Source organism: Streptomyces sp. NPDC046931, from assembly GCF_040644655.1.
Classification (GTDB): Bacteria; Actinomycetota; Actinomycetes; order Streptomycetales; family Streptomycetaceae; genus Streptomyces.
Genome location: NZ_JBEYWX010000002.1, coordinates 476,542 through 500,786, shown reverse-complemented (window position 1 = coordinate 500,786; position 24,245 = coordinate 476,542). Strand labels below are relative to the sequence as shown.

Genomic DNA, 24,245 nt, shown 5'->3' with positions numbered 1-24,245 from the left:
CCCGTCGCCAGCGGTCGGGCGTTGCCATGTCCGGGTGCGGGCGCCGTTGAAGACGCGGTTCCCGGGACGGGGCGTGCCGGGAGTGCCGTTTCCCGCTCTGCGGCCCGCCGGGGGATGCGCATCCGTCGTCACGGCCGTCCACGCCCCTGCGGCACCCTCCCGCGTGAGGCTCGAGAAGCCGTGGGGTCACCGGTCGAAGGGCAGCTCCAGCATCCGGATGGCGTTGCCGCGCAGCAGCTTGTACGTCACGTCGTCGGGAAGGCCGGCCACGTGCTCCGCGGCCACCTTCTTGGTGTGCGGCCACGTCGAGTCGACGTGCGGGTAGTCGGTCTCGAAGGTCGCGTTGTCCACGCCGACGGTCTCGATCGCCTCGATGCCGTGCTTGTCGCGGAAGAAGCAGCAGAAGATCTGCCGGTAGTAGTACGTCGACGGCGGCTCCGGTATCAGGTCCCTGACCCCGCCCCAGGCCCGGTGCTCCTCCCAGACGTCGTCGGCGCGCTCCAGGGCGTAGGGGATCCAGCCCATCTGTCCCTCGCTGTAGGCGAGCTTGAGCCGGGGGAACTTCACGAGGACCCCGGAGAAGAGGAAGTCCATCATCGACGCCATCGCGTTGTTGAAGCTGAGCGACGCCTGGACGGCGGGCGGGGCGTCGGGGGACGCCGCCGGCATCTGTGACGAGGACCCGATGTGCATGTTGACCACGGTCCCGGTGTCCTCGCACGCCGCGAAGAACGGGTCCCAGTAGCCGCAGTGGATCGACGGGAGCCCCAGGTAGGTGGGGATCTCGCTGAAGGTCACGGCCCGTACGCCCCGTGCGGCGTTCCGCCGGATCTCCGCGACCGCCAGGCCGACGTCCCACAACGGGATGAGGCACAGCGGGACGAGCCGCCCTGCGCTGTCGCCGCACCACTCCTCGACCATCCAGTCGTTGTAGGCACGGACACAGGCGAGTGCGAGCTCCTTGTCGCCGGCCTCCGCGAAGGTCTGCCCGCAAAAGCGCGGGAAGGTGGGGAAGCAGAGCGATGCCTCGACGTGGTTGAGGTCCATGTCCTCGAGCCGGGCCTTCGGATCCCAGCAGCCGCGGCGCATCTGCTCACGGGTGATGCCGTCGAGGGTCATCTCGTCCCGGGAGAAACCGACGGCCGCGATGATGCGCTTGTACGGGAACAGCTCGCCCTCGTACTCCCACCAGTCGGTGATCTGGCCCTGCGGGTCGGTGGTGAACCGGTACTTGCCGCCGACGTACCGGAGATCGCCGATGCCGGCGGTGAGGGGCTTCGGTCCCCTGTCCCGGAACTTGGCCGGGAGCCACGTCTCGAAGAGGTGCGCGGGCTCGATCACATGGTCGTCCACGCTGATGACCTTGGGCAGATCCTTGGTGCTTCCTTCCGTTCCCACTGCTTTCCCCTCACTATCTGACGAGGCGTCAGATTCAAGGTAGAGGGCACCCACGTTGACGGCAAGGGGCCACCGTCCCGCCTCCGCCGCCGCACCGTGGCGACGGGGAACGGGAGCCCGGGCGAGGGGTGCGAGCGGCACCGGGGCGCGACCTCCCGGGCCGACCCCCCGGCCGGCATCGACGCAGAACCGACGGCGTTCGGCCCGACAACCTTCGGCCCGACGGCGTTCGCCCCGACGGCCGTCGGGGCGGCGGTGCCCGGCACGACGGCGTACCGACCGTCGAAAACCGGGCGTATTGTCCGGTTATATACATTGTCTCGTTATGAACCATGCAGGTCGGGAACCCGCCAAGCGCCGCGTCCGCACGGGGCGTGCCGCGGGCACTGCTCCCCGGGCGGCGGGCGCGGCCGGCGGCCACCCGTGGGGATCTGTCGCGACACCGGACCGGAGGATGTGATGCCCGGGATCGACGAGGCACCGGGTGGCCCCTGGTCACCGGACGACGCCCTCGCGGAGGGCCTGGCGGAGACCGTGCGGCGGACCGGGGCTTCCATCGGCGGTGTCTATCTGGTCGAGGAGGGTGAGCCGACGCTGCGCCTGGTGGCCATGTGCGGTCTGCCGCTCGAGTTCTCGGCACCGTGGCGCCGTCTGCCGCTCACCGCCCCGGTGCCGGTCGCCGACGCGATCCGCGAGGACCGGCTGGTCTGGGTCGGGGGCCAGGAGGACATGGCCCGCCGCTATCCGCGCGTCACCGCCGTGCTGCCCTACCGGTTCTCCCTAGCCGCGATCGCCCTGACAGGGGCCCGCCGCCGCTGGGGAGGGCTGGTGCTGATGTGGCCCGCGGACCACCCACGGGAGGCCACGCCCCGCGAACGCAGCCACATCGCCTCCAGCGCCAGGCGCCTGGCCAGGCTCCTGGACGACGCTCCCCGCCCGCCCACGCTGCCCGACCAGCCCCGCGCCGTCTCCGTCGACACCACACCCGCGCGCCGGTCCGCCCAAACCTCCCTGGCCGCCCTGGCCGCCGCCGACTACGCCGAACGTCTTCCGGAGGGCGCCGCGGCCCTCGACCTGGAGGGCAGGATCACCTTCGTCACCGGCACCGCCGCCCGCCTGCTCGGCAGCGGGGCAGACCGGCTGCTGGGCACCCGGCCGTGGCAGTCGCTGCCCTGGCTCGACAACCCGGTGTACGAGGACCACTACCGCACCGCGGTCATCAGCCGCGCGCCTCTGTCCTACAACGCCCTGCGCCCGCCCGATCACTGGCTGACCTTCCAGCTCTACCCGGACGCCAGCGGCATCAGCGTCCGTATCACCCCCTGCGGGGAGCAGCCCGCGCCCGATACCGTGCCCCACCCCACCGCGGCGACCGCGACCGGCCGCCTGTACCAGCTGGTCCATCTGGCCGCCGCGCTCACCGAGACGGTGAGCGTGCGCGACCTCGTCGACCTGCTCGCCGACCAGATCCTGCCCGCGTTCCGCGCCCAGGGCCTGGTGCTGTCCGTCGCGGACGCGGGCCGACTGAAGATCACCGGCCACTACGGCTACCCGGCCAAGGTCCTGGAACGTCTCGACGGACTCCCGCTGGACACCGGCCTCACTCCGGTCGGGAAGACCCTTGTCACCGGCACCGCCGCGTTCTTCTCCGGCCCCGAGGAGCTGGCGCGCAGCTATCCGCGGGCGCCTCGGATGAGCGGCAAGGAGGCCTGGGCCTTCCTTCCCCTGGTCATCACGGGACGGCCGGTGGGCTGCTGCGTCCTGTCCTACGACCGCCCGCACGTCTTCACCGCCGACGAGCGGGCCGTCCTCATCTCACTTGCCGGTCTGATCGCCCAGGCGCTGGACCGCGCCCGGCTGTACGACGCCCAGCACCAGCTCGTGCACGGTCTGCAACGGGCGCTGCTGCCCCGGGCCCTGCCCGCCGTCGCCGGCCTCGACGTGGCCTCCCGCTATCTGCCCGCCAGCCACGGCATCGACGTCGGCGGCGACTTCTACGACCTGCTGCGCCTCGACGACACCACCGCGGCCGCGGTCATCGGCGACGTCGAGGGGCACAGCATCGCCGCGGCCGCCCTGATGGGCCAGGTCCGCACCGCCATCCATGCGCACGCGACGGCGGGCGGGTCCCCGGACCAGGTGCTGGCCCGCACCAACCGGCTGTTGTCCGACCTGGATTCGGACCTGCTCGTCACCTGCCTCTACGTCCATCTCGACCTGGCCCGCCGGGAAGTCGCGCTGGCCAGCGCCGGCCACGTTCCGCCGCTGCTGTGCCGGGGTCCCCGGCACACGGAGGTCCTGGAGGTCGATCCCGGGCCGCTGCTGGGGATCGATGTGCGGGCCCGCTACCCCGTCACCCGTCTGCCGCTTCACCCGGGCGCCGTCCTGGCCCTCTACACCGACGGCCTCGTGGAAGTCCCCGGCAACAGCATCGACCGCAGCACCGGGGCTCTCGTCGAGTACCTGGCCTCCGCCCACGACCACGATCTGGAGGACCTGATCGACGGTCTCGTCCGCTGCACCTGGCCCGCCGGCCGGCACACCGACGACATCGCCGTTCTGCTGCTGCGCGTCCTGCGGGAGGCTCCGGCCGCGGGCTGAGCGTCCGGTTCGCCCGGCTGCCGGCGCGCCGCTGCCGGGCAGGTACCGGGCTCACTCCTCGTCCGGGTCCGCCTCCGCACGGGTCCGGTCGGCCTCCGGGAGTTCGGCGAGCCGCGCGCGGGCGTGCAGGACGTCACCGATGAACAGGTCGTAGACGAGCACCCCGACCACTCCGCCGATGAAGGGGCCGACGATGGGGATCCAGAAGTAGTTGCTGAACGTCCCCGCGAGGGTGCCGGGCAGCGCGAGCTCCTGCCAGCCGGCGAGCCAGGTGAACAGGCGGGGGCCGAAGTCCCGGGCGGGGTTGATGGCGTAGCCCGCGTTGGCACCGTACGACATGCCGATGGCGGCGACGGCGAAGCCGACCACCAGAGGGCCGAGATTGGCCTTCACCGCCGTGTTGCGCAGGTCGACGAGCGCCACGATGAACATGACGAGGAAGGCCGTACCGACGATCTGGTCCACGAGCGGGCCCCAGGTGCCGCCGTGGAAGTACGGCGCGGGGAACGTTCCGAAGATGGAGAAGGTGGCGAGGGTGTGGCCGTTCGTCTTCGGGCCCGTCATGGCCCGGTCGAAGGTGTTGATCGCGTCGTGGTAGACGGCGTACACCAGAGCCGCCCCGGCGAAGGCGCCGGCCAGCTGCGACACCATGAACGGAACGACCTTGAGCCAGGGGAATCCGCGGCGCACCGCGAAGGCGAGCGTCACCGCCGGATTGAGGTGTGCGCCGCTGACGCCGCCGGCCACGTAGACGCCGAAGGTCACGGCCAACGCCCAGCCCCAGGCGACGAGGAGCCAGTCACCGGCGCCCAGGAAGAAGGTGGTGGGCCCGGCCGTACGGCCCGATCCCGGCAGCGCGGCGACCGCCACGGCGACCACACCGCATCCGAAGGAGATGAGGACGCACGTGCCCAGGAATTCCGCGAGGCATTCACCGAAGAGGCCCCCTCGGCGCCTGAGCCGGGAGGGTTTTACCAAGGGCGGAATTTCCACGGCCATGATGGGCTCCCTCAGGGAATGGTCCGGCCCGTGGAGCCCGATGTCACCCGTCCGGGCCTGCGTATTCGAATGTGACGGCCTCTGCGTTCACGGAACGCGTGGATACAGCTGGAACACACCGAGTATGACTCAAGGATTCATGAATTGCCGCCCCGTCCAGCACCATGACCCGTTCGGATGACACCGCATTGCAAACGTCGGCGGCTTCTTTCCACGGCGGCCTCTTTCCGGACGGCTGCTTTTCCGGGCGACTCCCCTCCGGGGCGGCTGCTTTTCGGGGTGGCTGCTTTTCGGGGCGGCTTCTTCCCTGGGCGACCGCTTTCCGGGGCGACTGCTTTCCGGGGCGACTGCTTTCCGGGGCGGCTCCCTTCCCGGGCGGCTTCCCTCCGCAAGGGGCCGTGGGATCCCGCGTCGGGAAGATCCGCGTGGGCCGGCCGGCGCCGCCGCCCCTTCACCACCCCGCCCTGTGGAACCGGCTCGCGTGTGAGGCAGTCTTTCTCCCCGTGGCTAGCGTTCCGCAACACAACGGGCCGGGTGACACGGTCGCGCACATGGTGGTGTGCGGGGACGACGGGCTCGCGCACCGGCTGGCCGCCGAGTTGCGCGGGGTGTACGACGAGCAGGTGACCCTCGTCGTGCCGCCCGCCACTCGGGTCGCCCGGCAGCCGGTGGTGGGCCGCGCACGTGCCTCCGCGCTGCTCGACCGGGTCTCCGCCGCCGTCACGCGCGCGGCAGGCAACGGCAACGGCGCGGAGGGGCGCGGCACCGGCGCCCCCGGCACCCGTGTCGCCCAGGCGCCCGGCCACGTACGGCTGTTGGAGGCCTCGGAAGCCTCCGAGGGCGTGCTCGCCGAGGCCGGGGTGGAGCGGGCCGCGGCCCTGGCGCTCGTCTATGACGACGACGAGACCAACATCCGCGCCGCGCTCACCGCCCGCCGCCTCAACCCGCGCCTCCGGCTGGTGCTGCGGCTGTACAACCGGCGGCTGGGGCAGCACATCGAGGCACTTCTCGACCAGGCGGCCGCCCTGGCCTCCGGTGGAAGCGACCCGGAGGACGAGGCGTTCGACGCGTCCACGACCGTGCTGTCCGATGCCGACACCGCCGCGCCGGCGCTGGCGGCGACCGCCGTGGCCGGCACCACAAAGGTCGTCCAGACCGACGGGCTGATGCTGCGGGCCGTGGAACGCCCGCCGCCGCTTCCCGGCGAGGTCGCCGACCCCGGACTCTGCACCCTGGCCCTGCTGTCGGCGACGGCGAGCGACCCCGCCGGCGCCGACGGCTCCGAGGGCAGCGGAGAGCAGGGGCCGCAACTCCTGCCCGACGAAAGGGCGGTCGCCGCGGCCACCGGACGTGGCACGGTCGTGCTGGAGACCGTCTCGTACACGGGTCCCCGCCTGCCCGCCGGGCGCAGCGTCGTCCCGCTGGCCTCGCTGCTGTCGCGACGGCTGCGCTGGTCGTTCGCTGGACTCGTGGGCTGTGTCGTCGCACTGGCGGTCGCGTCGATGGCGGTCACCGGGGAACCCCCGCTGCGCGCCACGTACTTGACGCTGCTCGACCTGTTCGCGATCAACAACCCGGCCATCGGGGAGCCCGCCGGGCGGCAGATCCTGCAACTGCTGTCCGGTCTCGTGGGTTTGCTGCTGCTGCCCGTGCTGCTGGCGGCCGTCCTCGAGGCACTCGGCACCTTCCGCAGCGGGACCGCGCTGCGCAAGCCGCCACGCGGGCTGTCCGGCCATGTGGTGCTGCTCGGCGTCGGCAAGATCGGTACACGGGTGCTCACGCGGCTGCGGGAGCTGAGGATCCCCGTGGTGTGCGTCGAGGGCGATCCTGAGGCGCGTGGCCTCGCGACGGCCCGGCGGCTGCGGGTGCCGGTCGTGCTCGGCGACGTCACGCAGGAAGGCGTCCTGGAGGCCGCCAAGATCCACCGGGCGCATGCGCTGCTCGCGCTCACCAGCGCCGACACCACGAACCTCGAAGCCGTTCTGTACGCGCGCTCCGTACGGCCCGATCTGCGGGTCGTACTGCGCCTGTACGACGACGACTTCGCGACCGCCGTCTACCGCACCCTGCGCGCCGCGCACCCACACGCGCTGACCCGCAGCCGCAGCGTGTCACACCTGGCCGCGCCCGCGTTCGCCGGGGCCATGCTGGGGCGGCAGATCCTGGGGGCGATCCCCGTCGAGCGGCGGGTGCTGCTGTTCGCCGCCGTGGACGTGGCCGGGCATCCGCAACTGGAGGGGCGGACGGTCGCGCAGGCCTTCCGCGCGGGGGCCTGGCGCGTGCTCGCCCTGGACACCACGGCTCCCGGCGAGCGGACTCAGGTGCCGGACCCCGGGACGGGCGGTCCGGGCCGTGCCTCGGGGCTGGTCTGGGACCTGCCGCCCACCTATGTCCTGCGTCCCGAGGACCGGGTGGTCCTGGCCGCGACGCGCCTCGGACTGGCGGAGCTCCTGGGGCGCAGGCGCGGCGAAAGGGCGGGGGCGTAGCCGCGCACGGGCGGAGGCTTCGGCCGATGCGGTCGTGCCTGGTCAGAAGGTTGCCCCGAATAGTTATCCACAGGCTGGGGGCCTCGCCCACGCGAGGGGCACGGGCCAGGCACTATGGGGCCATGACTGAGAGCAACGGGTCCACCTCGCCCGAGCGCGGCGGGGACATGCCGGACTGGGAAAAGCGCTTCCGGGCGCCGCGGGTGTCACTGCCGGACTGGGCGGAGGACGCGCCGCACCGCGCGTTGTTCGTCTCCAACGCCACGGGGACGTACGAGCTGTATGCGTGGGACCGCACCACGGGTGAGCAGCGCCAGGTCACGGACCGGCCGAACGGCACGACGGACGGGGTGCTCTCACCGGACGGCGAGTGGATCTGGTGGTTCGACGACACCGACGGGGACGAGTTCGGCATCTGGAGACGCCAGCGGTTCACGCCCGGTACCTCCGTCGCGGGCTCCGGGAGTTCCGGCGCCGGCTCCAGGACCGACGAGCCGGCGGCTCCCGGCCTCGAGCCCTCGTACCCGGCCGGGCTCGCGATCGGGCGGGACGGGCGGACGTCGGTCGTGGGCCGCTCCACCGACGAGGACGGTTCGACGCTCCATCTCGTACGGGCCGGTCAGGACCCGGTGGAGATCTACCGGCACCGCGAGTCGGCCGGGGTGGGCGGCCTCTCGCACGACGGTTCGCTGATCGCCGTCGAGCACACCGAGCACGGCGACGCGATGCACTCGGCCCTGCGCGTGCTGCGGCCGGACGGCTCGACGGTGGCGGAGCTGGACGACACCAAGGGCGGCAGGGTCGAGCTGGGCCTGGAGGCGCTGGGCTTCGCACCGGTCGACGGGGACACCCGTCTGCTGGTCGGGCACCAGCGGCGCGGCCGGTGGGAGCCGCTGGTGTGGGACGTCACCTCGGGCGAGGAGACGGACCTGGCGCTGGAGCTGCCGGGCGACGTGGCCGCGGAGTGGTATCCGGACGGCTCCGCGCTGCTGATCGTGCACAGTTTCGAAGCGCGCAGCGAGCTGCTGCGGTACGACCTGGCGACGCGTGAGCTGGTGCGGGTGCCGACGCCGCCGGGCTCGGTGTCCGGAGCGACGGCGCGCCCCGACGGGACCGTGGAGTACCTGTGGTCGTCGGCGGCCGAGCCGCCGGTGGTGCGGTCGACGTCGGGCAAGGTCGTGCTGGATCCGCCCGGGATGAAGTCGCCCGGGTCGGTGCCGGTCGAGGACGTGTGGGTGGAGGGCCCGGGCGGCCGCATCCACGCACTGGTGCAGAAGCCGGCGGGGGCGACCGGGCCGCTGCCGACGGTGTTCGACATCCACGGCGGCCCCACCTGGCACGACAGCGACTCGTTCGCGGCGGGCCCGGCGGCCTGGGTGGACCACGGATATGCCGTGGTGCGGGTCAACTACCGGGGTTCGACGGGGTACGGACGCGAGTGGACGGACGCCCTCAAGCACCGGGTCGGACTGATCGAGCTGGAGGACATCGCGGCGGTACGGGAGTGGGCGGTGTCCTCCGGGCTCGCGGACCCGGAGCGGCTGATCCTGACCGGCGGCTCCTGGGGTGGGTATCTGACCCTGCTCGGGCTCGGCACCCAGCCGGACGCGTGGACCATCGGGATCGCGGCGGTGCCGGTGGCGGACTACGTGACGGCGTACCACGACGAGATGGAGACGCTGAAGGCCATGGACCGGACCCTGCTCGGGGGCACGCCCGAGGAGGTGCCGGAGCGGTTCGAGGCGTCGTCGCCGCTGACGTACGTCGACGCGGTGAAGGCGCCGGTGTACATCTCGGCGGGGGTGAACGACCCGCGCTGCCCGATCCGCCAGGTCGAGAACTATGTGGACCGGCTCGCCGCGCGGGAGGCGGTGCACGAGGTGTACCGGTACGACGCGGGGCACGGCTCCCTGGTGGTGGACGAGCGGATCAAACAGGTGCGGCTGGAGCTGGACTTCGCGGAGCGTCATCTGGGGAGGTGAGAGAAGCGGCACCCCGTGCGGCGGACGGGGCCGGCCCGCCGGGTGCGGCCCGTGCCGCAGAGGGGGCCCAGTCCGCCGAATGCGGCCCATGCGGCCGACGGGGCCCGTCCGCCGAATGCGACCATGCGGCCGACGAGGCCCGTCCGCCGAATGCGACCATGCGGCCGACGAGGCCCGTCCGCCGAATGCGGCCCGCTGCCGGCTGGCTCGCCCGCCGGGGCCTCGGGGCGGGACGGTCAGCTCGCGGTGGCCCGGGACTCGCTCTCCGGGGTGGCCTTCTCGTTCGGGGCCGTCTCCGCCGGGGCCGTGATGGCCAGTCCCAGTTCCGCGTCCCGGGCGTACTCCACCTCGCGCCGCAGCAGACGGAACCACATGAAGACGGTGAAGCCCGCGAAGACGAACCACTCGCCCGTGTAGCCCAGGTTCTGGAACGCCTTCAGATCCAGTCCGCTTCCCTGAGGGGCCGTCGCCGGTACCGCCTTCATGCCGCTGTCGGCCTTGTCGAGCGTGACCCAGGCGTCGTACACCCGGTACGGCACCAGGTTCACCAGCGATGCGGAGCTGATCGCGGCGGTCTGATCGGAGGGGAGCCCCCCGCCGCCTCCCGCCGCTCCCGCGCCCGGGCTCTCCGACGCCTGCAACGCGCCGGTGACGGTGACGTCACCGGCCGGCGCGGCCGGCGCCTTCGCGGGATCCGCGTCGCCCGGCAGCCAGCCCCGCACGACCGGCAGAGCCTTGCCCCCGTCGGTGCGCAGCATGGTCAGCACATAGAACCCGCGTCTGCCGTCCAGTTCCCGGTCCGGCACCAGCAACTGCTTTCCGTACCGTCCGGTGGCCGTGGCCCGCTTCCCGGACGTGTTCTTGTCGACCGGCAGCAGCTCCCCGAGTGGCCGGGCCGCCTCCTTGCGGTCCGCCGTGGCCTGTTCACTCACCGCCTGCTGCTCGTGCATCCGGGACTCGAACCGGCTCAGCTGCCATGACCCCATGAAGACGCAGAAGGGGATGGCCAGCAGCACGAAGACGTTGATGCCCCACCAGCGGGGCGTCAGCAGAAACCGGTACACGCCCTCAACGGTACGGTGCCGTCCCCGCGGACCCGCCCGTGGGGCCCGGCGTAGCGGTGCGCGCTCCCGACGGGAGCCGGGCCCGCGGTTCAGGTCGCCGGGAGCATCCCCGTGCGGTAGACCGTGCCGGCGCAGGCGTTGGAGACCGTCGCGGTGGTGGTTCCGGAGCCGGTCACGGGAGTGTGGGAGACGACCACACTGCCGTCGGCCACCCCGTCCTCAGTCATCAGCTGCGGTGCGGCTCCGCTGCCCTCCGAGGTCGTGCCGCCACTTGTGGCGAGGCTCTCCGAGGGGCTCGGGTCCGGGGAGGGTCCGCCGGTGCCGCCGCCCGTGGTGGGGCATGTCTCCGAGGGGACCCAGGCGAACTTGACCTCGTACGCCGCGCCGGGCTTGAGCACCAGCGAGGTGATTTCCTGGGACGGGTCGGGCAGCCCGGTGGCCGCGTCGCCCGCGACATGGTTCACCACATTGATCTTGGACGGGTCGGCGGCGCCCTGGGGTGCCGTGGCCACGGTGCCGGCGCCCGGGACGGTGCAGCTCGTGGTGGAGACGTTGGCCACGCGGAACGTGCCGTAGACCGTGCCGGTGGAGTCCGGTGCGCCCTCGGTGGCGGTGGCACCACCGAGCTGGGCCGCCGTGCAGGCGGGTGCGCTCTGCGCGGAAGCCGTCGGGTTGGCCCCGCCGGTGGCTCCGCCGGTCGCGCCCTTGCCCTTGTCCTCCTTGCCCTTCTGGCCGCCCTGGTCCTTGCCCTTGGACGTGCCGCCGGAGCCGGCCGCGCCGCTGGAGCCGCCGTCCGGGCCCTTGCCCTGGTTCGTGCCGCCCTGGGCCTGCGAGGCCTGAGCGGCGATGGAGGGATCGGTGTCGGAGCCGGTGGCTTCGGAGACATGGACGAAGGCCGGGATCGCCATGCCCATGAACAGCGCGGCGGCCGCCATGCCGACGACGGCCTGCCGCTTTCGGGCCCGCCGGGCGGGCACCGCGCGCCGCAGATGCTCCAGGGTGCCTTCGAGCGGCTCGATGTCACCCACCGCCTGGTGCAGCATCCGCCGCAGCGCCAGTTCGTCGGGAGCGAGGCCCTCGGCGTTTCCCGCGGGCTCGTCCCCCTCGCCGGTCCGCCCGGAGCCCAGGCCCGCGCCCGCGCGGCCCTCGGCGCCGTCACTCCCCCGCGCGGAACGGTCGGCGGCGGAGGCGTCGGCAGCGGAGGCGTCGGCAGCGGCCTGGTCCGGCCGGGCTTCCTGTCGGCCCTGGTCGTCGGGGCGGTGGTTCACAGTTCCGTTCCCAGCGTGCTGCTCGTGGTCGTCCTCGTGGGGCGCGGACCGGTCCGTCGGCTCGTGCCACACATCTGGCTCATGTCGTTCGTGGGAGTCATGTCCCCGGACGTCGGGGCGCCGCTCCTCGTACTCGCTCATGCCGACGCCCCCATGGCAGTGCGCAGCGCCGCGATGCCGCGTGACCCGTACGCCTTCACCGAGCCCAGCGATATCCCCAGCGTCTCGGCGACCTGAGCCTCGGTCATGTCCGCGAAGTAGCGCAGCACCAGCACCTCACGCTGCCGGCGTTGCAGGCCCTTCATGGCCCGGATCAGCGAGTCGCGCTCCAGCTGGTCGTATGCGCCCTCTTCCGCGCTCGCCATGTCCGGCATCGGCTTGGACAGCAGCTTGAGGCCGAGGATGCGGCGGCGCAGCGCCGAACGCGACAGGTTGACGACCGTCTGGCGGAGGTAGGCGAGCGTCTTCTCCGGGTCGCGGACGCGCTTGCGCGCGGAGTGGACGCGGATGAACGCCTCCTGGACGACGTCCTCGCAGGACGCGGTGTCGTCGAGGAGGAGTGCCGCGAGTCCGAGGAGGGAGCGGTAGTGGGCACGGTAGGTCTCGGTCAGATGGTCCACCGTGGTGCCGGCGGCCGTCGTCTCCTCAGCGCCCTCGCGCTGGCTGGGTATGCGGGCGGACCGCGCTGTGGGCATGGGGGCGATCACCGGCATGCCGCCGGGCGCGCCGGGCATGCGGGGGCGGGGCGGGCGGAGGGCCGTGCCCCTCGGCCGTACCGCGGTGAATTCGAGTACCTCTGCCACGCCAGTTGGACACGTCTCCCCGCGTCAGGGTTGTACGCGACGGGCAACACCTTTGCCGCAGACAGCACGTCCGCCGGCGCGTCCCCTTGTGCGCCCCCCAGCGCAGCGGACCGTGCGTCTAGTGCCCTCATGCGAACCAGCTTTCCCCTATGCCCCGTGTGTGACGGTGCCCGCCCCCCGGAGGGCGACCGCAAAGACGCTCCCCGCTCCGCAAGCGGTTGCGGGACGGGGAGGGAAATCTTCGAACGCCCGATGGGTTCGATTCAAGTGGTCCGGACCATGACGGTCAATGGAGCCTACACAGATCCTACAAACCTTCCAGCGGCCAGCCGGAGGGCGTCCCCACCAGGTGAGACGGGAAGCCCCTCCTACCAGGCCGTCCCGCCTACCAGGCCGTCCCGCCTACCAGGCCGCCCCGCCTACCAGGCCGTCCTTCCTACGAGGCGTCCCGCTACCAGGCCGCCCCGCCTACGAGGCCGCCCACTCCGCAGCGACCAGCTCCGCGATCTGTGCCGTGTTCAGCGCCGAGCCCTTGCGCAGGTTGTCCCCGCACACGAACAGTTCGAGCGCGGTCGGGTCGTCGAGGCAGCGGCGCACCCGGCCCACCCAGGTCGGGTCCGTACCGACCACGTCGGCGGGCGTGGGGAACTCGCCGGCGGCGGGGTCGTCGAAGAGAACGACGCCGGGTGCGGTGGCGAGAATGTCCCGGGCGCGGTCGACCGTGACCTCGTCCTCGAAGCGGGCGTGGACGGTGAGGGCGTGCGCGGTGACCACGGGCACGCGCACACAGGTGACCGCCACCCGCAGCCGGGGCAGCCCCAGGACCTTGCGGGACTCGTCGCGGATCTTCATCTCCTCCGAGGACCAGCCGTCCTCGCGGAGCGATCCCGCCCAGGGGACGACGTTCAGCGCCACCGGCTCCGGGAACGGGCCCGTGTTGTCGCCGACCGCACGCCGTACGTCGCCGGGGCTGGTGCCCAGCTCCGTCCCCGCGACCAGTGACAGCTGCTGGCGCAGGGTGTCGATGCCGGCGCGTCCCGCGCCGCTCACGGCCTGGTAGGAGGAGACCACCAGCTCGCTCAGCCCGAACTCGGCGTGCAGCGCGCCGAGCGGCACGATCATCGAGAGGGTGGTGCAGTGGGGGTTGGCGATGATGCCGCGGGGACGCACCCGGGCGGCGTGCGGATTGACCTCCGGCACGACCAGCGGCACCTCGGGGTCCATCCGGAACGCACCCGAGTTGTCCACGACGACCGCGCCCGCGGCGGCGGCGACCGGCGCCCACCGGAGCGCGACCTCGTCAGGTACGTCGAACATCGCCACGTCGACGCCGGACAGTGCCTCCTCGTCAAGCGCGACGACCTCGACCTCCTCGCCGCGCACGGACAGCTTGCGGCCGGCCGAGCGGGGCGAGGCGATCAGGCGGATCTCGCCCCAGATGTCCGCGTGCTGGGACAGGATCTGGAGCATGACCGAGCCGACGGCCCCGGTCGCCCCCACGACCGCGAGCGTCGGCCGCCCGGTCCGCGCCGTCACCGGCGCTCCGTACCGTGTGCGCGCCGGGCCGTCGCGCGGACGGCCCGTGCCCGGCCCGCGAGGGCGCCCGTGGACGCCCCGCGGTCCTCGCCCCCGCGGGGCAGGCCGGTCATCGCCCGGTGCCTCCGTAGACGACGGCCTCGTCGCTCTCGGAGTCCAGGCCGAAGGCGCTGTGCACCGCGCGCACCGCCTCCGGGACGTCGTCCGCGCGCGTGACCACCGAGATACGGATCTCGGAGGTCGAGATCAGTTCGATGTTCACACCGGCGTCGCTGAGGGCCTCGAAGAAGGACGCCGTGACGCCCGGGTTCGTCTTCATGCCCGCGCCGACCAGGGAGATCTTGCCGATCTGGTCGTCGTAGCGCAGCGAGTCGTAGCCGATCGCCGTCTTGCCCCTCTCCAGGGCGTCGATCGCCTTGCGTCCCTCGGTCTTCGGGAGGGTGAAGGAGATGTCCGTGAGGCCGGTCGACGCGGCCGAGACGTTCTGGACGACCATGTCGATGTTGATCTGGGCGTCGGCGATGGCGCGGAAGATCGAGGCGGCCTCGCCCGGCTTGTCCGGCACGCCGACGACCGTGATCTTGGCCTCGGAGGTGTCGTGCGCGACACCGGAGATGATGGCCTGCTCCACCTTCTTGTCCCCTTGCTCGATCGGCTCGCTGCTGACCCACGTGCCCTGAAGCCCGCTGAATGACGAGCGGACGTGGATCGGGATGTTGTAGCGGCGCGCGTACTCCACACAGCGGTGGAGCAGCACCTTGGACCCGGACGAGGCCAGTTCCAGCATGTCCTCGAAGGAGATCCAGTCGATCTTCCGGGCCTTCTTCACGACGCGCGGGTCGGCGGTGAACACGCCGTCGACGTCGGTGTAGATCTCGCACACCTCGGCGTCGAGGGCGGCGGCCAGCGCCACGGCGGTCGTGTCGGAGCCGCCGCGACCCAGGGTCGTGATGTCCTTCTTGTCCTGGCTGACACCCTGGAAACCGGCGACGATGGCGATGTTGCCCTCGTCCAGCGCGGTACGGATGCGGCCCGGCGTCACGTCGATGATCCGGGCTTTGTTGTGGACCGAGTCGGTGATGACGCCTGCCTGGCTGCCGGTGAAGCTCTGGGCCTCGTGACCCAGGTTTTTGATCGCCATGGCCAGCAGGGCCATGGAGATCCGCTCTCCGGCGGTCAGCAGCATGTCGAACTCACGCCCGGCAGGCATCGGGGAAACCTGCTCGGCAAGATCGATCAGCTCGTCCGTCGTGTCGCCCATCGCGGAAACCACGACAACCACCTGGTTGCCGTTCTTCTTCGCTTCCACGATCCGCTTGGCGACGCGCTTGATGCCCTCGGCATCGGCTACGGAGGAGCCTCCGTACTTCTGCACGACAAGGCCCACGTGCGCTCCTCGCTCAATCCGTCTCTTTCCGCACCTGCGCAGCGCCTGTGCGGTCGGCTCAGTCTATCGAGCGACCGAATCTCCCTTCCGGGGTACCGCATGGTGAGATGTCCCGCTCACGTCGGGATCATCCCGGTTTTCTTCGGACCCGGGACGGACGTACGACGGTTTCGCCGCAGCCTTCCGCGGGCAAACCGGCCGCTCCGCACGGCACCTGCCCCCGCCGCGCACCCCGTACTCGAAAACGTGCCGCGTGTCACAGCGGCCGACCGTGGGCCGCACGGTCCGGGTGGACCGTGCTCCCGGCCGTTCCTGGTCCCGGCGGCTACTTGACCGGCCGCAGTCCCAGCGGCCTCGCGATCTCCCGGACCATGACCCGGCCCGCCTCCTCCGCGAGGGTCTCGTCGCCGAGGTCCTGGTCGGTGTCCAGACCGTCGAGCTCCGCCAGGGGCTGGTTCAGCCGCACATGCGCGACCACGGACTGGAGCGCGCGCAGGGTCGCGGAGGCCGTCGAGCCCCAGTTGGAGAAGTAGGAGAACTGCCACCACCACAGCGCCTCCGTGATGCGGCCCGCACGGTAGTGGGCCATGCCGTGGCGCAGGTCCGTGATGATGTCCGCCAGGTCGTCGGAGATACGGGCCGGGACCGGGGCCCTGCGCGGTTCGTACGGGTCGAAGACCTCCGAGTAGACGTCGACCGGGTCCAGCATGGCGGCGAAGCGCTCACGCAGCCCGTCCACGTCCGCGTCCGGGCCCGTGTCCGGCTCGTAGCGCTCCTCCGGCACGATGTCCTCGTGCGCGCCCAGGCGGCCGCCCGCGAGCAGCAGCTGGGAGACCTCCAGCAGGAGGAAGGGGACGGCCGAGGCCGGCTCGTCGCCCTTCGCGACCTCCGTGACGGCGACCAGGAAACTCTCGATCTGATCCGCGATCTGAACGGCGAAGTCGTCCGGGTCCTGCGTCGTGGAGTGCAGCGTGGCGTCAGACATCTAGGAGTCGTCTCCCCTCGAAGGCGCGGCCGAGGGTGACCTCGTCCGCGTATTCCAGGTCCCCACCCACCGGGAGGCCGCTGGCCAGGCGGGTGACCTTGAGGCCCATGGGTTTGATCATCCGGGCGAGATACGTGGCCGTGGCCTCGCCCTCCAGATTGGGATCCGTGGCCAGGATCAGCTCGGTGACCGTGCCGTCCGCCAGTCTGGCGAGCAGTTCCCTGATGCGCAGGTCGTCCGGGCCCACACCCTCGATCGGGCTGATCGCGCCGCCCAGGACGTGGTAGCGGCCGCGGAACTCCCGGGTGCGCTCGATCGCGACGACGTCCTTCGGCTCCTCCACCACGCAGATCACCGACGGGTCGCGGCGGGCGTCACGGCAGATGCCGCACAGTTCCTCCTGCGCCACGTTGCCGCAGGTCGCGCAGAAGCGGACCTTCGCCTTCACCTCGAGCAGCGCCTGGGCGAGCCGGCGGACGTCCGTCGGCTCGGCCTGCAGGATGTGGAAGGCGATCCGCTGCGCGCTCTTGGGACCGACGCCGGGCAGCCGCCCCAGCTCGTCGATGAGGTCCTGGACCACGCCTTCGTACAACGGACTGCCTTTCCCTGGAGAGTTCGGTACGTACCGAAGCCGGGCTCGGTTTCTTGGTACGTACGGTAGTTGGCCCTCGCCTTGCGCAGAAGGGACGGGCCGGTGGACTCAGAACGGCAGGCCGGGGAGGCCGCCGCCCAGACCCTGGGCCAGCGGGCCGAGCTTCTGCTGCTGGAGCGCCTGCGCGTTCTCGTTGGCCGCCTGGACGGCCGCGACGATCAGATCGGCCAGCGTCTCGGTGTCCTCGGGGTCGACGGCCTTCGGGTCGATCACCAGGCCGCGCAGTTCACCGGCGCCGGTGACCGTGGCCTTCACCAGGCCGCCGCCCGACTGGCCGTCGACCTCCGTCCGCGCCAGCTCCTCCTGGGCCCGCGCGAGGTCCTGCTGCATCTTCTGGGCCTGCTGGAGCAACTGCTGCATGTTGGGCTGGCCACCACCGGGAATCACGATCAGCTCCTGGTCTCGTACGGTACGGCTGGCAGGTGCGTACGGCTGTCAGGGCGGGGTTTTGCCGCCTGGCACGAGCCTACGTGGTCACCGGGACGAGCGCTCCGGTAGTCCGTCCGGAGTCAGTCCGGGCATGCGACCACACTCTTTCGAGTGGGTTTGCGGGGCGGCCTCCCCCCGGCCGAGGCCCACTTCCGGGCGGAAATGCGAGGAAACCCGGGTCTTCGCCGTCCGGAGGACGGTAGGAAGGGTCCGGCGCTTCAGCACCATGCGTCACGGTCACATCGCGGAGCGTGCGCAGCGTCGGCGGGCGCGCGCCCGCGAAGGGGCCATCGCGGAACGTCAGAGCCGTACGTAGGGAGTGCCGGGTGAGTCAGCCGGAGATGCAGCCCGAGGGTCCGCTCCAGGACGGGCGGGGCGACGGCGCGGCGGGGCTTCGGCCGGGCGACCTCGGGGGGCGGCCGTTCCCGCACGGCGACTGGGGCGAGCCCGCGGAGCGGCTCGAGGAGCTGTACCGGTGGGTGGAGCGCCGCGCGCTGGAGACCGCGGCCTGGTACCTCGCGAACCGGGTGTGGAAACGGCGGGGTGCGAGGGCGCTGCGCGTGTGCACGGCGGTGGGGTTGGTGTGCGGGGCCGCGCTTCCGCTGCTCGATCTGACCGGGGTGGCGGACGGCGCCGTGCCGTGGGCGTATCTGTCCCTGCTCCTCGGGATGGCGTGCATCGCCGCGGACCGGTTCTTCGGGGTGACCTCCGGGTGGATGAGGGACGTGGCGACCGCCCAGGCCCTGCAACGGCGGCTCCAGACACTCCAGTTCGACTGGGCGACCGAGAGCGTGCGGGAGGTGCTCGGGCCGACGGAGGGGACCGCGGGCGAGGCGGCGGAGCGGTGCCTTTCGGTGTTGCGGCGGTTCTGCGAGGACGTCACGGAGCTGATGCGGGCGGAGACCGCGGACTGGATGGTGGAGTTCCGCCGGGGGTGCGCGCCGCTGGTGCTCCAGTCGGTGGGGACGGTCGCGCCGCGGACCGAAGGGGTGGTGCCGGGGAGGTTCGCCCCGCAGGCGGGGGCCCGCCCGAACATGCCGAGGCAGCGGCCGCCGGACCCACGGTGAGCCGTCCAGGCCCCGTGCGGCGGGATCGGGTGCGGCGGGAGGGCGGCCGGCGGACGGGCGGCGGCCTCAGCCGTCGTCGTCCGCGCAGAGCGGCAGCACCGCCGCCGCGGAGCACGGCAGATGGCGATGGGTCCGGATCACGTTCTCCCCGGTGCTCTGACTGAGGTAGGCGAGGAATCCGGCGGTGAGGGAGCCGATGGGCGGGCGGCGGTAGGTGTAGGCGTACTCGACGCCGCGGTAGGGGTAGTTGCTCCTGCGGTGCTCGATGTCCTGGACGGAGGCTGCGGCGCCGTCCAGGGACACCCGGCGCAGGCCCTTGTGGCCGGTGGCGAGGTTGACTTCGCTGTAGCCGATGGCGCCGGGAATCCCGGCCACCGCGTCCAGCACCTTCTGGGTGGAGTCGAGTTCACAGCGCATGACGGGCGCGGACCCGTCGTCCTGGTGCACGCAGTCCAGCGACGTACTGGGGGCCCGCTCCCAGCTTCCGAGCACCCGCCGCTGGAAGATCTGCCGGGTGCCGGAGTCGGCGTTGCGGCTGACGAGCACCACGGGCAGGTCGGGCAGACGGGCGTCGAGCTGCCTCCAGCGGGTGATCTGCCCGCGGTAGATGCGGCGGACGTCGGTCAGGGAGAGCCCGCGTCCCAGGTCGATGCCCTCGTTGACGACCAGGGTGAAGGCGGACACGGCGACCGGGCTCCCGACGAGTTCACGGGCCCCGTCGGCCCTGGGGGTGGGCCCGTCGGAGAACGCGATCATGGCGGGGGAGCCCTTCGACCGGGAGCCCAGGGCGGTGAGTTCCCCGACGCCCGCCTCGCTGCCGTGCGCGTCCACCGTGATGTCGGATCCCGGGCACTTGTCCTGGTACTCCTTCGCCAGCTCCTGCACCACGGGCGCGAAGGCCGTCGAACCGGTGACCGTCAGGGTGCCCCGGGCGCACTCGATGGGGAGCGGGTGGTCGTCGCGGGCGATGACGATGCCGGCCAGTGTGAGAACGCTGAGCGTGAGCGTGATGCTGATCAGCCGGGCGGCCCGGCTGAACAGGGGCGGCTTGTCGTCCGGGGTGGCACTGCGGTTGGGGTGCACCTCGCCGTCGCGGATGCCGCCGATGAGCCGTATGTCGCGGCCCACGTCGCCGCCGGCGAGCAGCACGAGCAGCTTGAAGTGGTCGCCCCGGTTGAGCGGGACCCGGGGGATCTGCAGCCGGTTGCCCTCGTAGCCGAATCCGCGATCCGCGGTGAAGTGGTCCATGAGGTGGTCGGTGTCGGTGGGTTGCGTGACCGACACACCCCGGATTGTGCGATCGGTGAACACCGCGGTCAGACCGTGGCGTTCGGGCCCGGTGTAGTCGTCGCGGTCGATGCCCTGCGAGCCGTCGTTCTCGATGCGCAACAGCACGAGTGTCGCGTCCACCATGCCCGGCGTCTCGTCGAAGAGACCAAGGCGTCTGTTGGCGCGGCCGGAACGGACGTCGTCGCCTATCGGGTTGTCCATCTGGACGCGGTAGCCGATGCGTTTGCGGCGCGGCACCCGGCGTTCGTACCAGACCATGACACCGGACGCGACGATGCCGAGGACCGCGGTCCCCACGGCCACGATGTTCTCTGGGCTCAACCACTGCACCGTGGGTCCCCCGCCACTCGCCCGAGCCGATCGTGGGGTCACCGTACGGGCCGTCGGCGGTGCGGTGCAGGGGACGGCCGCCGAAGTCCGTGTGACGTTCAACCGGCCGCCGGGTGACGGGACTTCAGTTCTGCCTGGTGTACGTGAGGGACTCGCCGCTGTTCCGGTTCACACGGCGCAGACGGCCGTCCGGCAGGATCGTCAGCTCCGTGGCGGCGCCCGGGGTGCAGGCGGAGGCGGGGCCCGCCGTGAGCGTGGAGGGGCCGATGTCCAACGGGCCGCTCGGACCGGGCGATCCGGCCAGCCCGGCTCGGAAGACGCAGTGGTACGTGCCGCTGCCGGCCGGGCCGTCCGCGGTCAGCGAGAGCACCGGGTCGCCCACGCCGCCCTGCCGGATGACCAGACGGCGGGTGTGGTGTCCGTCCGCGGTGTCCAGGGCTGCGGTCCAGGTGCCGAGGAAGGCGTCGGGGACGGCACCGGCCGCGGTCGGCTGCGCGGTGGGGCCGGCGGTGGCCGGGGCGGAGGGCGCGGGGGTGTGCGGGGCGGAGGTGTGCGAGGTTGTGCGGCCGCCGCCGCTCGTCGCGGTCCCGCCGCGCATCAGCGCGTACACCGAGCCGCCCGCGCCGAGCGCCACGACCAGGGCGGCGGCCAGCAGCGCGGCGGTGGAGCGGCCGCTTCTGCGCCGCGGCTCCTGCCGGCCCGGGTCGCCGTGGACGTACGGGCCGTACGGCTGGGCCGGGCCGTAAGGCTGGCCCGGGCCGTAAGGCTGGCCCGGGCCGAAGCCGCCGTGGCCGGGAGGCTGAGGGTGCTGCTGCGGGTTGCCGTACGCGGCGGGCGGCGGCGTCCCGGCGGGGCCGGCGCGGCCGGGGGAGGCGGGCCGGCCGGGCGACGGCGGGGCGGCACCGTACGGCGCCTCGGACGCGGACGCGTGCTCGGGCGGAACCTCGGAAGCGGGAGTCGCCGGGAGCCGCTTGGTGAGGTCCACGGACGCGTGGGGGGCACCGGCGCCGGGCATCCGGGCAGCCCCGGCGGGACCATCGGCGCCACCGCTGCCACCGGTGGCATCCGCCACGCCGCCGGGCGCATCCGGCAGACGCCCGCTCGGAACCGTCGGCGCCCCGTGCGCACCCACCGGCCTCCCCGAGCCCCCGCCCGCCGAATCCACGGCGGCCGAGGGGGGCGGTGCGGCCGAAGGGGCAGATGCGGCCGGCGGTGCCGGTGCGGCCGAAGGGGCAGATGCGGCCGGCGGTGCCGGTGCGGCCGAAGGGGCAGATGCGGCCGAAGGGACAGATGCGGCCGGCGGTGCCGGTGCGGCCGAAGGGGCCACACGGTCCTGGGGATCCGCCGCATCGCCCGAGTCCGCCGTGGCTGCCGCACGACCGGCTCCTTCCGGCCGGGTCACCACCGCCGTGGCCTCCGCCGCGGCCTCCTCGGGGTCCTCCGTGTCCAGCAGCCGCACGGCGTGGCGGCCGAGCTGGGCGACCAGTGCGGCGGGCAGCCAGGGGTCCCGGGTGCGGCCGCCGGAGACGGTGTCCTCGGCGCCGGTCCGCTCCAGGATCTCCGCCGGGGTGGGCCGGGCCGCCGGGTCCTTGCGCAGGCAGTCGCGGACGAGATCGAGGAGGCTCTCGGGCACGCCCGTCAGGTCGGGGGCCTCCTGGGCGATGCGGAACATCAGCGCGTGCACCCCGCTGCCCCCGCTGCCGAAGGGAAGGGCGCCCGTCGCGGCGTAGGCGAGGACGGATCCCAGGCAGAAGACGTCGCACGCGGGCGTGACGCGGTCGCCGCGCACCTGCTCGGGCGCCATGAACCCGGGCGACCCGACCAGTGCGCCGGCGTGGGTGAGCCCCGCGCCGGTGCGGGTCTCCAGGGCGCGGGCGATGCCGAAGTCGATGACGCGGGGCCCGTCGATGGTCACCAGCACATTGGACGGCTTGAGGTCGCGGTGGATGAGCCCGGCGGTGTGGATGTCCTGGAGGGCGTGGGCGAGCCCGGCGGCCAGGACGCGGACGGACCGTTCCGGCAGTGCGCCGTGCTCGCGCGAGACCACGGTCTGGAGGGCGGGGCCCGCCACATAGCCGGTGGCGACCCAGGGGATGTCGGCCTCGGTGTCCGCGTCGAGGACGGGCGCGGTCCAGTACCCGCCGACCCGCCGCGCGGCCCGCACCTCCTGCCGGAAGCGTGCCCGGAACTCCTCCTGCGCGGCCAGCTCCTGCCGGACGAGTTTCACGGCGACGGTACGTCCGCGGTCGGAGCGGGCCAGATACACGTTGCCCATGCCGCCCGCCCCGAGCCGGGCCAGCAGCCGATAGGACCCGGCACTCCCCTGGAGCCTCGAGCCCGGGGGGATCCCCAGCGGATCCCCGCCCCCCAGCTTCTCCATCGCCTCACCTGCCCCCTGCCGCGACAGCCAGAGAATAGCCAGAGAACGACGCCGCCCACGCCGTCGCGGGGGCCCGCTGTCGACAGACTGTCGCGTTCCCGGCGCTACCGCAGACAGGACGCCGGTGTCACGGCCGGGTGCCCGGCTCCTACGCTCGGGCGCATGACGCCTCAGACCGACCCCCAGGCCGGCGCCGCCGTCAAGGCCGCGGACCGTGCGCATGTCTTCCACTCCTGGTCAGCGCAGGAGCTCATCGACCCGCTCGCCGTCGCCGGTGCCGAGGGGTCGTACTTCTGGGACTTCGAGGGCAACCGCTACCTCGACTTCACGAGCGGACTCGTCTTCACAAACATCGGCTACCAGCACCCGAAGGTCGTCGCCGCGATCCAGGAGCAGGCCGCCTCGATGACCACGTTCGCGCCCGCCTTCGCCGTGGAGGCGCGCTCGGAGGCCGCCCGGCTGATCGCCGAGCGCACCCCCGGCGACCTCGACAAGATCTTCTTCACCAACGGCGGCGCCGACGCGATCGAGCACGCCGTGCGCATGGCGCGCCTGCACACCGGCCGCCCCAAGGTGCTGTCCGCCTACCGCTCGTACCACGGCGGCACCCAGCAGGCCGTGAACATCACCGGTGACCCGCGCCGGTGGCCCTCCGACAGCGGTGCCGCGGGGGTGGTGCGCTTCTGGGCGCCGTTCCTGTACCGCTCCCGTTTCTACGCGGAGACGGAGCAGCAGGAGTGCGAGCGGGCCCTGGAGCACCTGGAGACGACCATCGCCTTCGAGGGGCCGGGGACGATCGCCGCGATCGTCCTGGAGACCATCCCCGGCACCGCCGGGATCATGGTCCCGCCGCCCGGCTATCTCGCGGGTGTCCGCGAGCTGTGCGACAAGTACGGGATCGTCTTCGTCCTCGACGAGGTGATGGCCGGGTTCGGGCGCACCGGCGAGTGGTTCGCGGCGGACCTGTTCGACGTCGTCCCGGATCTGATGACCTTCGCCAAGGGCGTGAACTCCGGGTACGTGCCGCTCGGCGGCGTCGCCATCTCCGGGCGGATCGCGGAGACCTTCGGGAAGCGGGCCTACCCGGGCGGACTGACGTACTCGGGGCATCCGCTGGCGTGCGCGGCGGCCGTCGCGACGATCGAGGTGATGGCCGAGGAGGGCGTCGTGGAGAACGCGGCGGAGCTCGGTGCGTCCGTCGTGGAGCCGGGTCTGCGCCGGCTGGCCGAGCGCCACCCCAGCGTCGGCGAGGTGCGCGGGATCGGCATGTTCTGGGCCCTGGACCTGGTCAGGAACCGGGAGACCCGGGAGCCGCTGGTGCCCTACAACGCGGCCGGGGAGGCGGCGGCGCCGATGGCCGCGTTCGCCGCCGCCGCGAAGGCGAACGGCGTGTGGCCGTTCGTGAACATGAACCGCACGCATGTCGTGCCGCCGTGCAATGTGACGGAGGCCGAGCTGAAGGAGGGACTCGCGGCCCTCGACGCGGCGCTCTCCGTGGCGGACGAGTACACCGAGTAGGACGAGATCCCCGGGAACCCGAACGCGTAAGGTGGCGTGCTCGTAGACGTACATGCGGACGTACACGAGC

17 protein-coding genes are annotated in these 24,245 nt (G+C 72.5%); 5 read left to right on the top strand and 12 right to left on the bottom strand.

Annotation, left to right across the window (positions count from 1 at the left end):
• Positions 1-186: 186 nt before the first annotated feature.
• A complete protein-coding gene (locus tag ABZ876_RS06315; protein WP_361775069.1) occupies positions 187-1,398 on the bottom strand; it encodes an amidohydrolase family protein in 1,212 nt (403 codons plus the stop codon).
• Positions 1,399-1,857: 459 nt separating this feature from the next.
• On the opposite strand from ABZ876_RS06315, the gene ABZ876_RS06310 reads away from it, so the two are divergent.
• Entirely contained in the window at positions 1,858-3,999 is a 2,142-nt protein-coding gene (locus ABZ876_RS06310; RefSeq protein ID WP_361775066.1) for a SpoIIE family protein phosphatase, read from the top strand.
• A 51-nt stretch (positions 4,000-4,050) separates the two neighbouring features.
• On the opposite strand, the gene ABZ876_RS06305 is transcribed toward ABZ876_RS06310, so the two are convergent.
• On the bottom strand, positions 4,051-4,998 hold the full coding sequence (locus ABZ876_RS06305) for an MIP/aquaporin family protein (RefSeq protein WP_361775063.1): 948 nt from the start codon (positions 4,996-4,998) through the stop codon (positions 4,051-4,053).
• 551 nt (positions 4,999-5,549) lie between these two features.
• On the opposite strand from ABZ876_RS06305, the gene ABZ876_RS06300 reads away from it, so the two are divergent.
• Both ABZ876_RS06300 and ABZ876_RS06295 read left to right on the top strand, forming a co-directional pair.
• On the top strand, positions 5,550-7,484 hold the full coding sequence (locus ABZ876_RS06300) for an NAD-binding protein (protein WP_361775061.1): 1,935 nt from the start codon (positions 5,550-5,552) through the stop codon (positions 7,482-7,484).
• Positions 7,485-7,606: 122 nt separating this feature from the next.
• Positions 7,607-9,466: a prolyl oligopeptidase family serine peptidase gene (locus tag ABZ876_RS06295; RefSeq protein ID WP_361775058.1), complete on the top strand. Its 1,860-nt coding sequence runs from the start codon at positions 7,607-7,609 to the stop codon at positions 9,464-9,466.
• A gap of 236 nt (positions 9,467-9,702) precedes the next feature.
• On the opposite strand, the gene ABZ876_RS06290 is transcribed toward ABZ876_RS06295, so the two are convergent.
• The 8 genes from ABZ876_RS06290 to ABZ876_RS06255 form a co-directional block, all read right to left on the bottom strand.
• Entirely contained in the window at positions 9,703-10,530 is an 828-nt protein-coding gene (locus ABZ876_RS06290; RefSeq protein WP_361775055.1) for an SURF1 family protein, read from the bottom strand.
• An 89-nt stretch (positions 10,531-10,619) separates the two neighbouring features.
• Positions 10,620-11,939 (bottom strand): hypothetical protein, encoded by a 1,320-nt coding sequence (locus ABZ876_RS06285; protein WP_361775052.1) that lies wholly within the window; start codon positions 11,937-11,939, stop codon positions 10,620-10,622.
• Positions 11,936-12,601 (bottom strand): SigE family RNA polymerase sigma factor, encoded by a 666-nt coding sequence (locus tag ABZ876_RS06280; RefSeq protein WP_361775049.1) that lies wholly within the window; start codon positions 12,599-12,601, stop codon positions 11,936-11,938. The genes ABZ876_RS06285 and ABZ876_RS06280 overlap by 4 nt, the downstream gene beginning before the upstream one ends.
• Before the next feature lie 468 nt (positions 12,602-13,069).
• Positions 13,070-14,137 (bottom strand): aspartate-semialdehyde dehydrogenase, encoded by a 1,068-nt coding sequence (locus ABZ876_RS06275; protein WP_361775046.1) that lies wholly within the window; start codon positions 14,135-14,137, stop codon positions 13,070-13,072.
• 109 nt (positions 14,138-14,246) lie between these two features.
• The gene (locus ABZ876_RS06270; protein WP_361775043.1) at positions 14,247-15,524 is read right to left on the bottom strand and encodes an aspartate kinase; all 1,278 of its coding nucleotides are present in this window, start codon (positions 15,522-15,524) and stop codon (positions 14,247-14,249) included.
• Between the two features lie 325 nt (positions 15,525-15,849).
• Positions 15,850-16,509, bottom strand: a complete 660-nt coding sequence (locus ABZ876_RS06265) for a DUF5063 domain-containing protein (RefSeq protein ID WP_361775040.1) — start codon at positions 16,507-16,509, stop codon at positions 15,850-15,852.
• Positions 16,502-17,101: a recombination mediator RecR gene (gene recR, locus ABZ876_RS06260; RefSeq protein ID WP_103837909.1), complete on the bottom strand. Its 600-nt coding sequence runs from the start codon at positions 17,099-17,101 to the stop codon at positions 16,502-16,504. Before recR ends, ABZ876_RS06265 begins: the two co-directional genes overlap by 8 nt.
• A 108-nt stretch (positions 17,102-17,209) precedes the next feature.
• Positions 17,210-17,548 (bottom strand): YbaB/EbfC family nucleoid-associated protein, encoded by a 339-nt coding sequence (locus tag ABZ876_RS06255; protein ID WP_361775037.1) that lies wholly within the window; start codon positions 17,546-17,548, stop codon positions 17,210-17,212.
• Positions 17,549-17,916: 368 nt separating this feature from the next.
• Between ABZ876_RS06255 and ABZ876_RS06250 the strand changes: the two genes are divergently transcribed.
• A complete protein-coding gene (locus tag ABZ876_RS06250) occupies positions 17,917-18,657 on the top strand; it encodes an SLATT domain-containing protein (RefSeq protein WP_361775034.1) in 741 nt (246 codons plus the stop codon).
• 66 nt (positions 18,658-18,723) lie between these two features.
• Here ABZ876_RS06250 and ABZ876_RS06245 read toward each other — a convergent pair whose 3' ends face one another.
• Together ABZ876_RS06245 and ABZ876_RS06240 are read right to left on the bottom strand one after the other, a co-directional pair.
• On the bottom strand, positions 18,724-20,277 hold the full coding sequence (locus ABZ876_RS06245; protein ID WP_361775031.1) for a substrate-binding domain-containing protein: 1,554 nt from the start codon (positions 20,275-20,277) through the stop codon (positions 18,724-18,726).
• 124 nt (positions 20,278-20,401) lie between these two features.
• Positions 20,402-22,657 carry a protein kinase gene (locus tag ABZ876_RS06240; protein ID WP_361775028.1) on the bottom strand — a complete coding sequence of 752 codons (2,256 nt, stop codon included), beginning with the start codon at positions 22,655-22,657 and terminating at the stop codon, positions 20,402-20,404.
• A gap of 162 nt (positions 22,658-22,819) precedes the next feature.
• On the opposite strand from ABZ876_RS06240, the gene ABZ876_RS06235 reads away from it, so the two are divergent.
• Positions 22,820-24,175 carry an aspartate aminotransferase family protein gene (locus ABZ876_RS06235; protein ID WP_361775025.1) on the top strand — a complete coding sequence of 452 codons (1,356 nt, stop codon included), beginning with the start codon at positions 22,820-22,822 and terminating at the stop codon, positions 24,173-24,175.
• Positions 24,176-24,245 lie beyond the last annotated feature (70 nt).

Excerpts from the sequence above, each read along its gene's own strand:
- ABZ876_RS06240 (WP_361775028.1), bottom strand. The coding sequence starts at position 22,657 with ATGGAGAAGCTGGGGGGCGGGGATCCGCTGGGGATCCCCCCGGGCTCG.
- ABZ876_RS06295 (WP_361775058.1), top strand. The coding sequence starts at position 7,607 with ATGACTGAGAGCAACGGGTCCACCTCGCCCGAGCGCGGCGGGGACATG.
- ABZ876_RS06300 (WP_361775061.1), top strand. The coding sequence starts at position 5,550 with ATGGTGGTGTGCGGGGACGACGGGCTCGCGCACCGGCTGGCCGCCGAG.
- ABZ876_RS06265 (WP_361775040.1), bottom strand. The coding sequence starts at position 16,509 with ATGTCTGACGCCACGCTGCACTCCACGACGCAGGACCCGGACGACTTC.
- ABZ876_RS06235 (WP_361775025.1), top strand. The coding sequence starts at position 22,820 with ATGACGCCTCAGACCGACCCCCAGGCCGGCGCCGCCGTCAAGGCCGCG.
- ABZ876_RS06285 (WP_361775052.1), bottom strand. The coding sequence starts at position 11,939 with ATGAGCGAGTACGAGGAGCGGCGCCCCGACGTCCGGGGACATGACTCC.
- ABZ876_RS06310 (WP_361775066.1), top strand. The coding sequence starts at position 1,858 with ATGCCCGGGATCGACGAGGCACCGGGTGGCCCCTGGTCACCGGACGAC.
- ABZ876_RS06305 (WP_361775063.1), bottom strand. The coding sequence starts at position 4,998 with ATGGCCGTGGAAATTCCGCCCTTGGTAAAACCCTCCCGGCTCAGGCGC.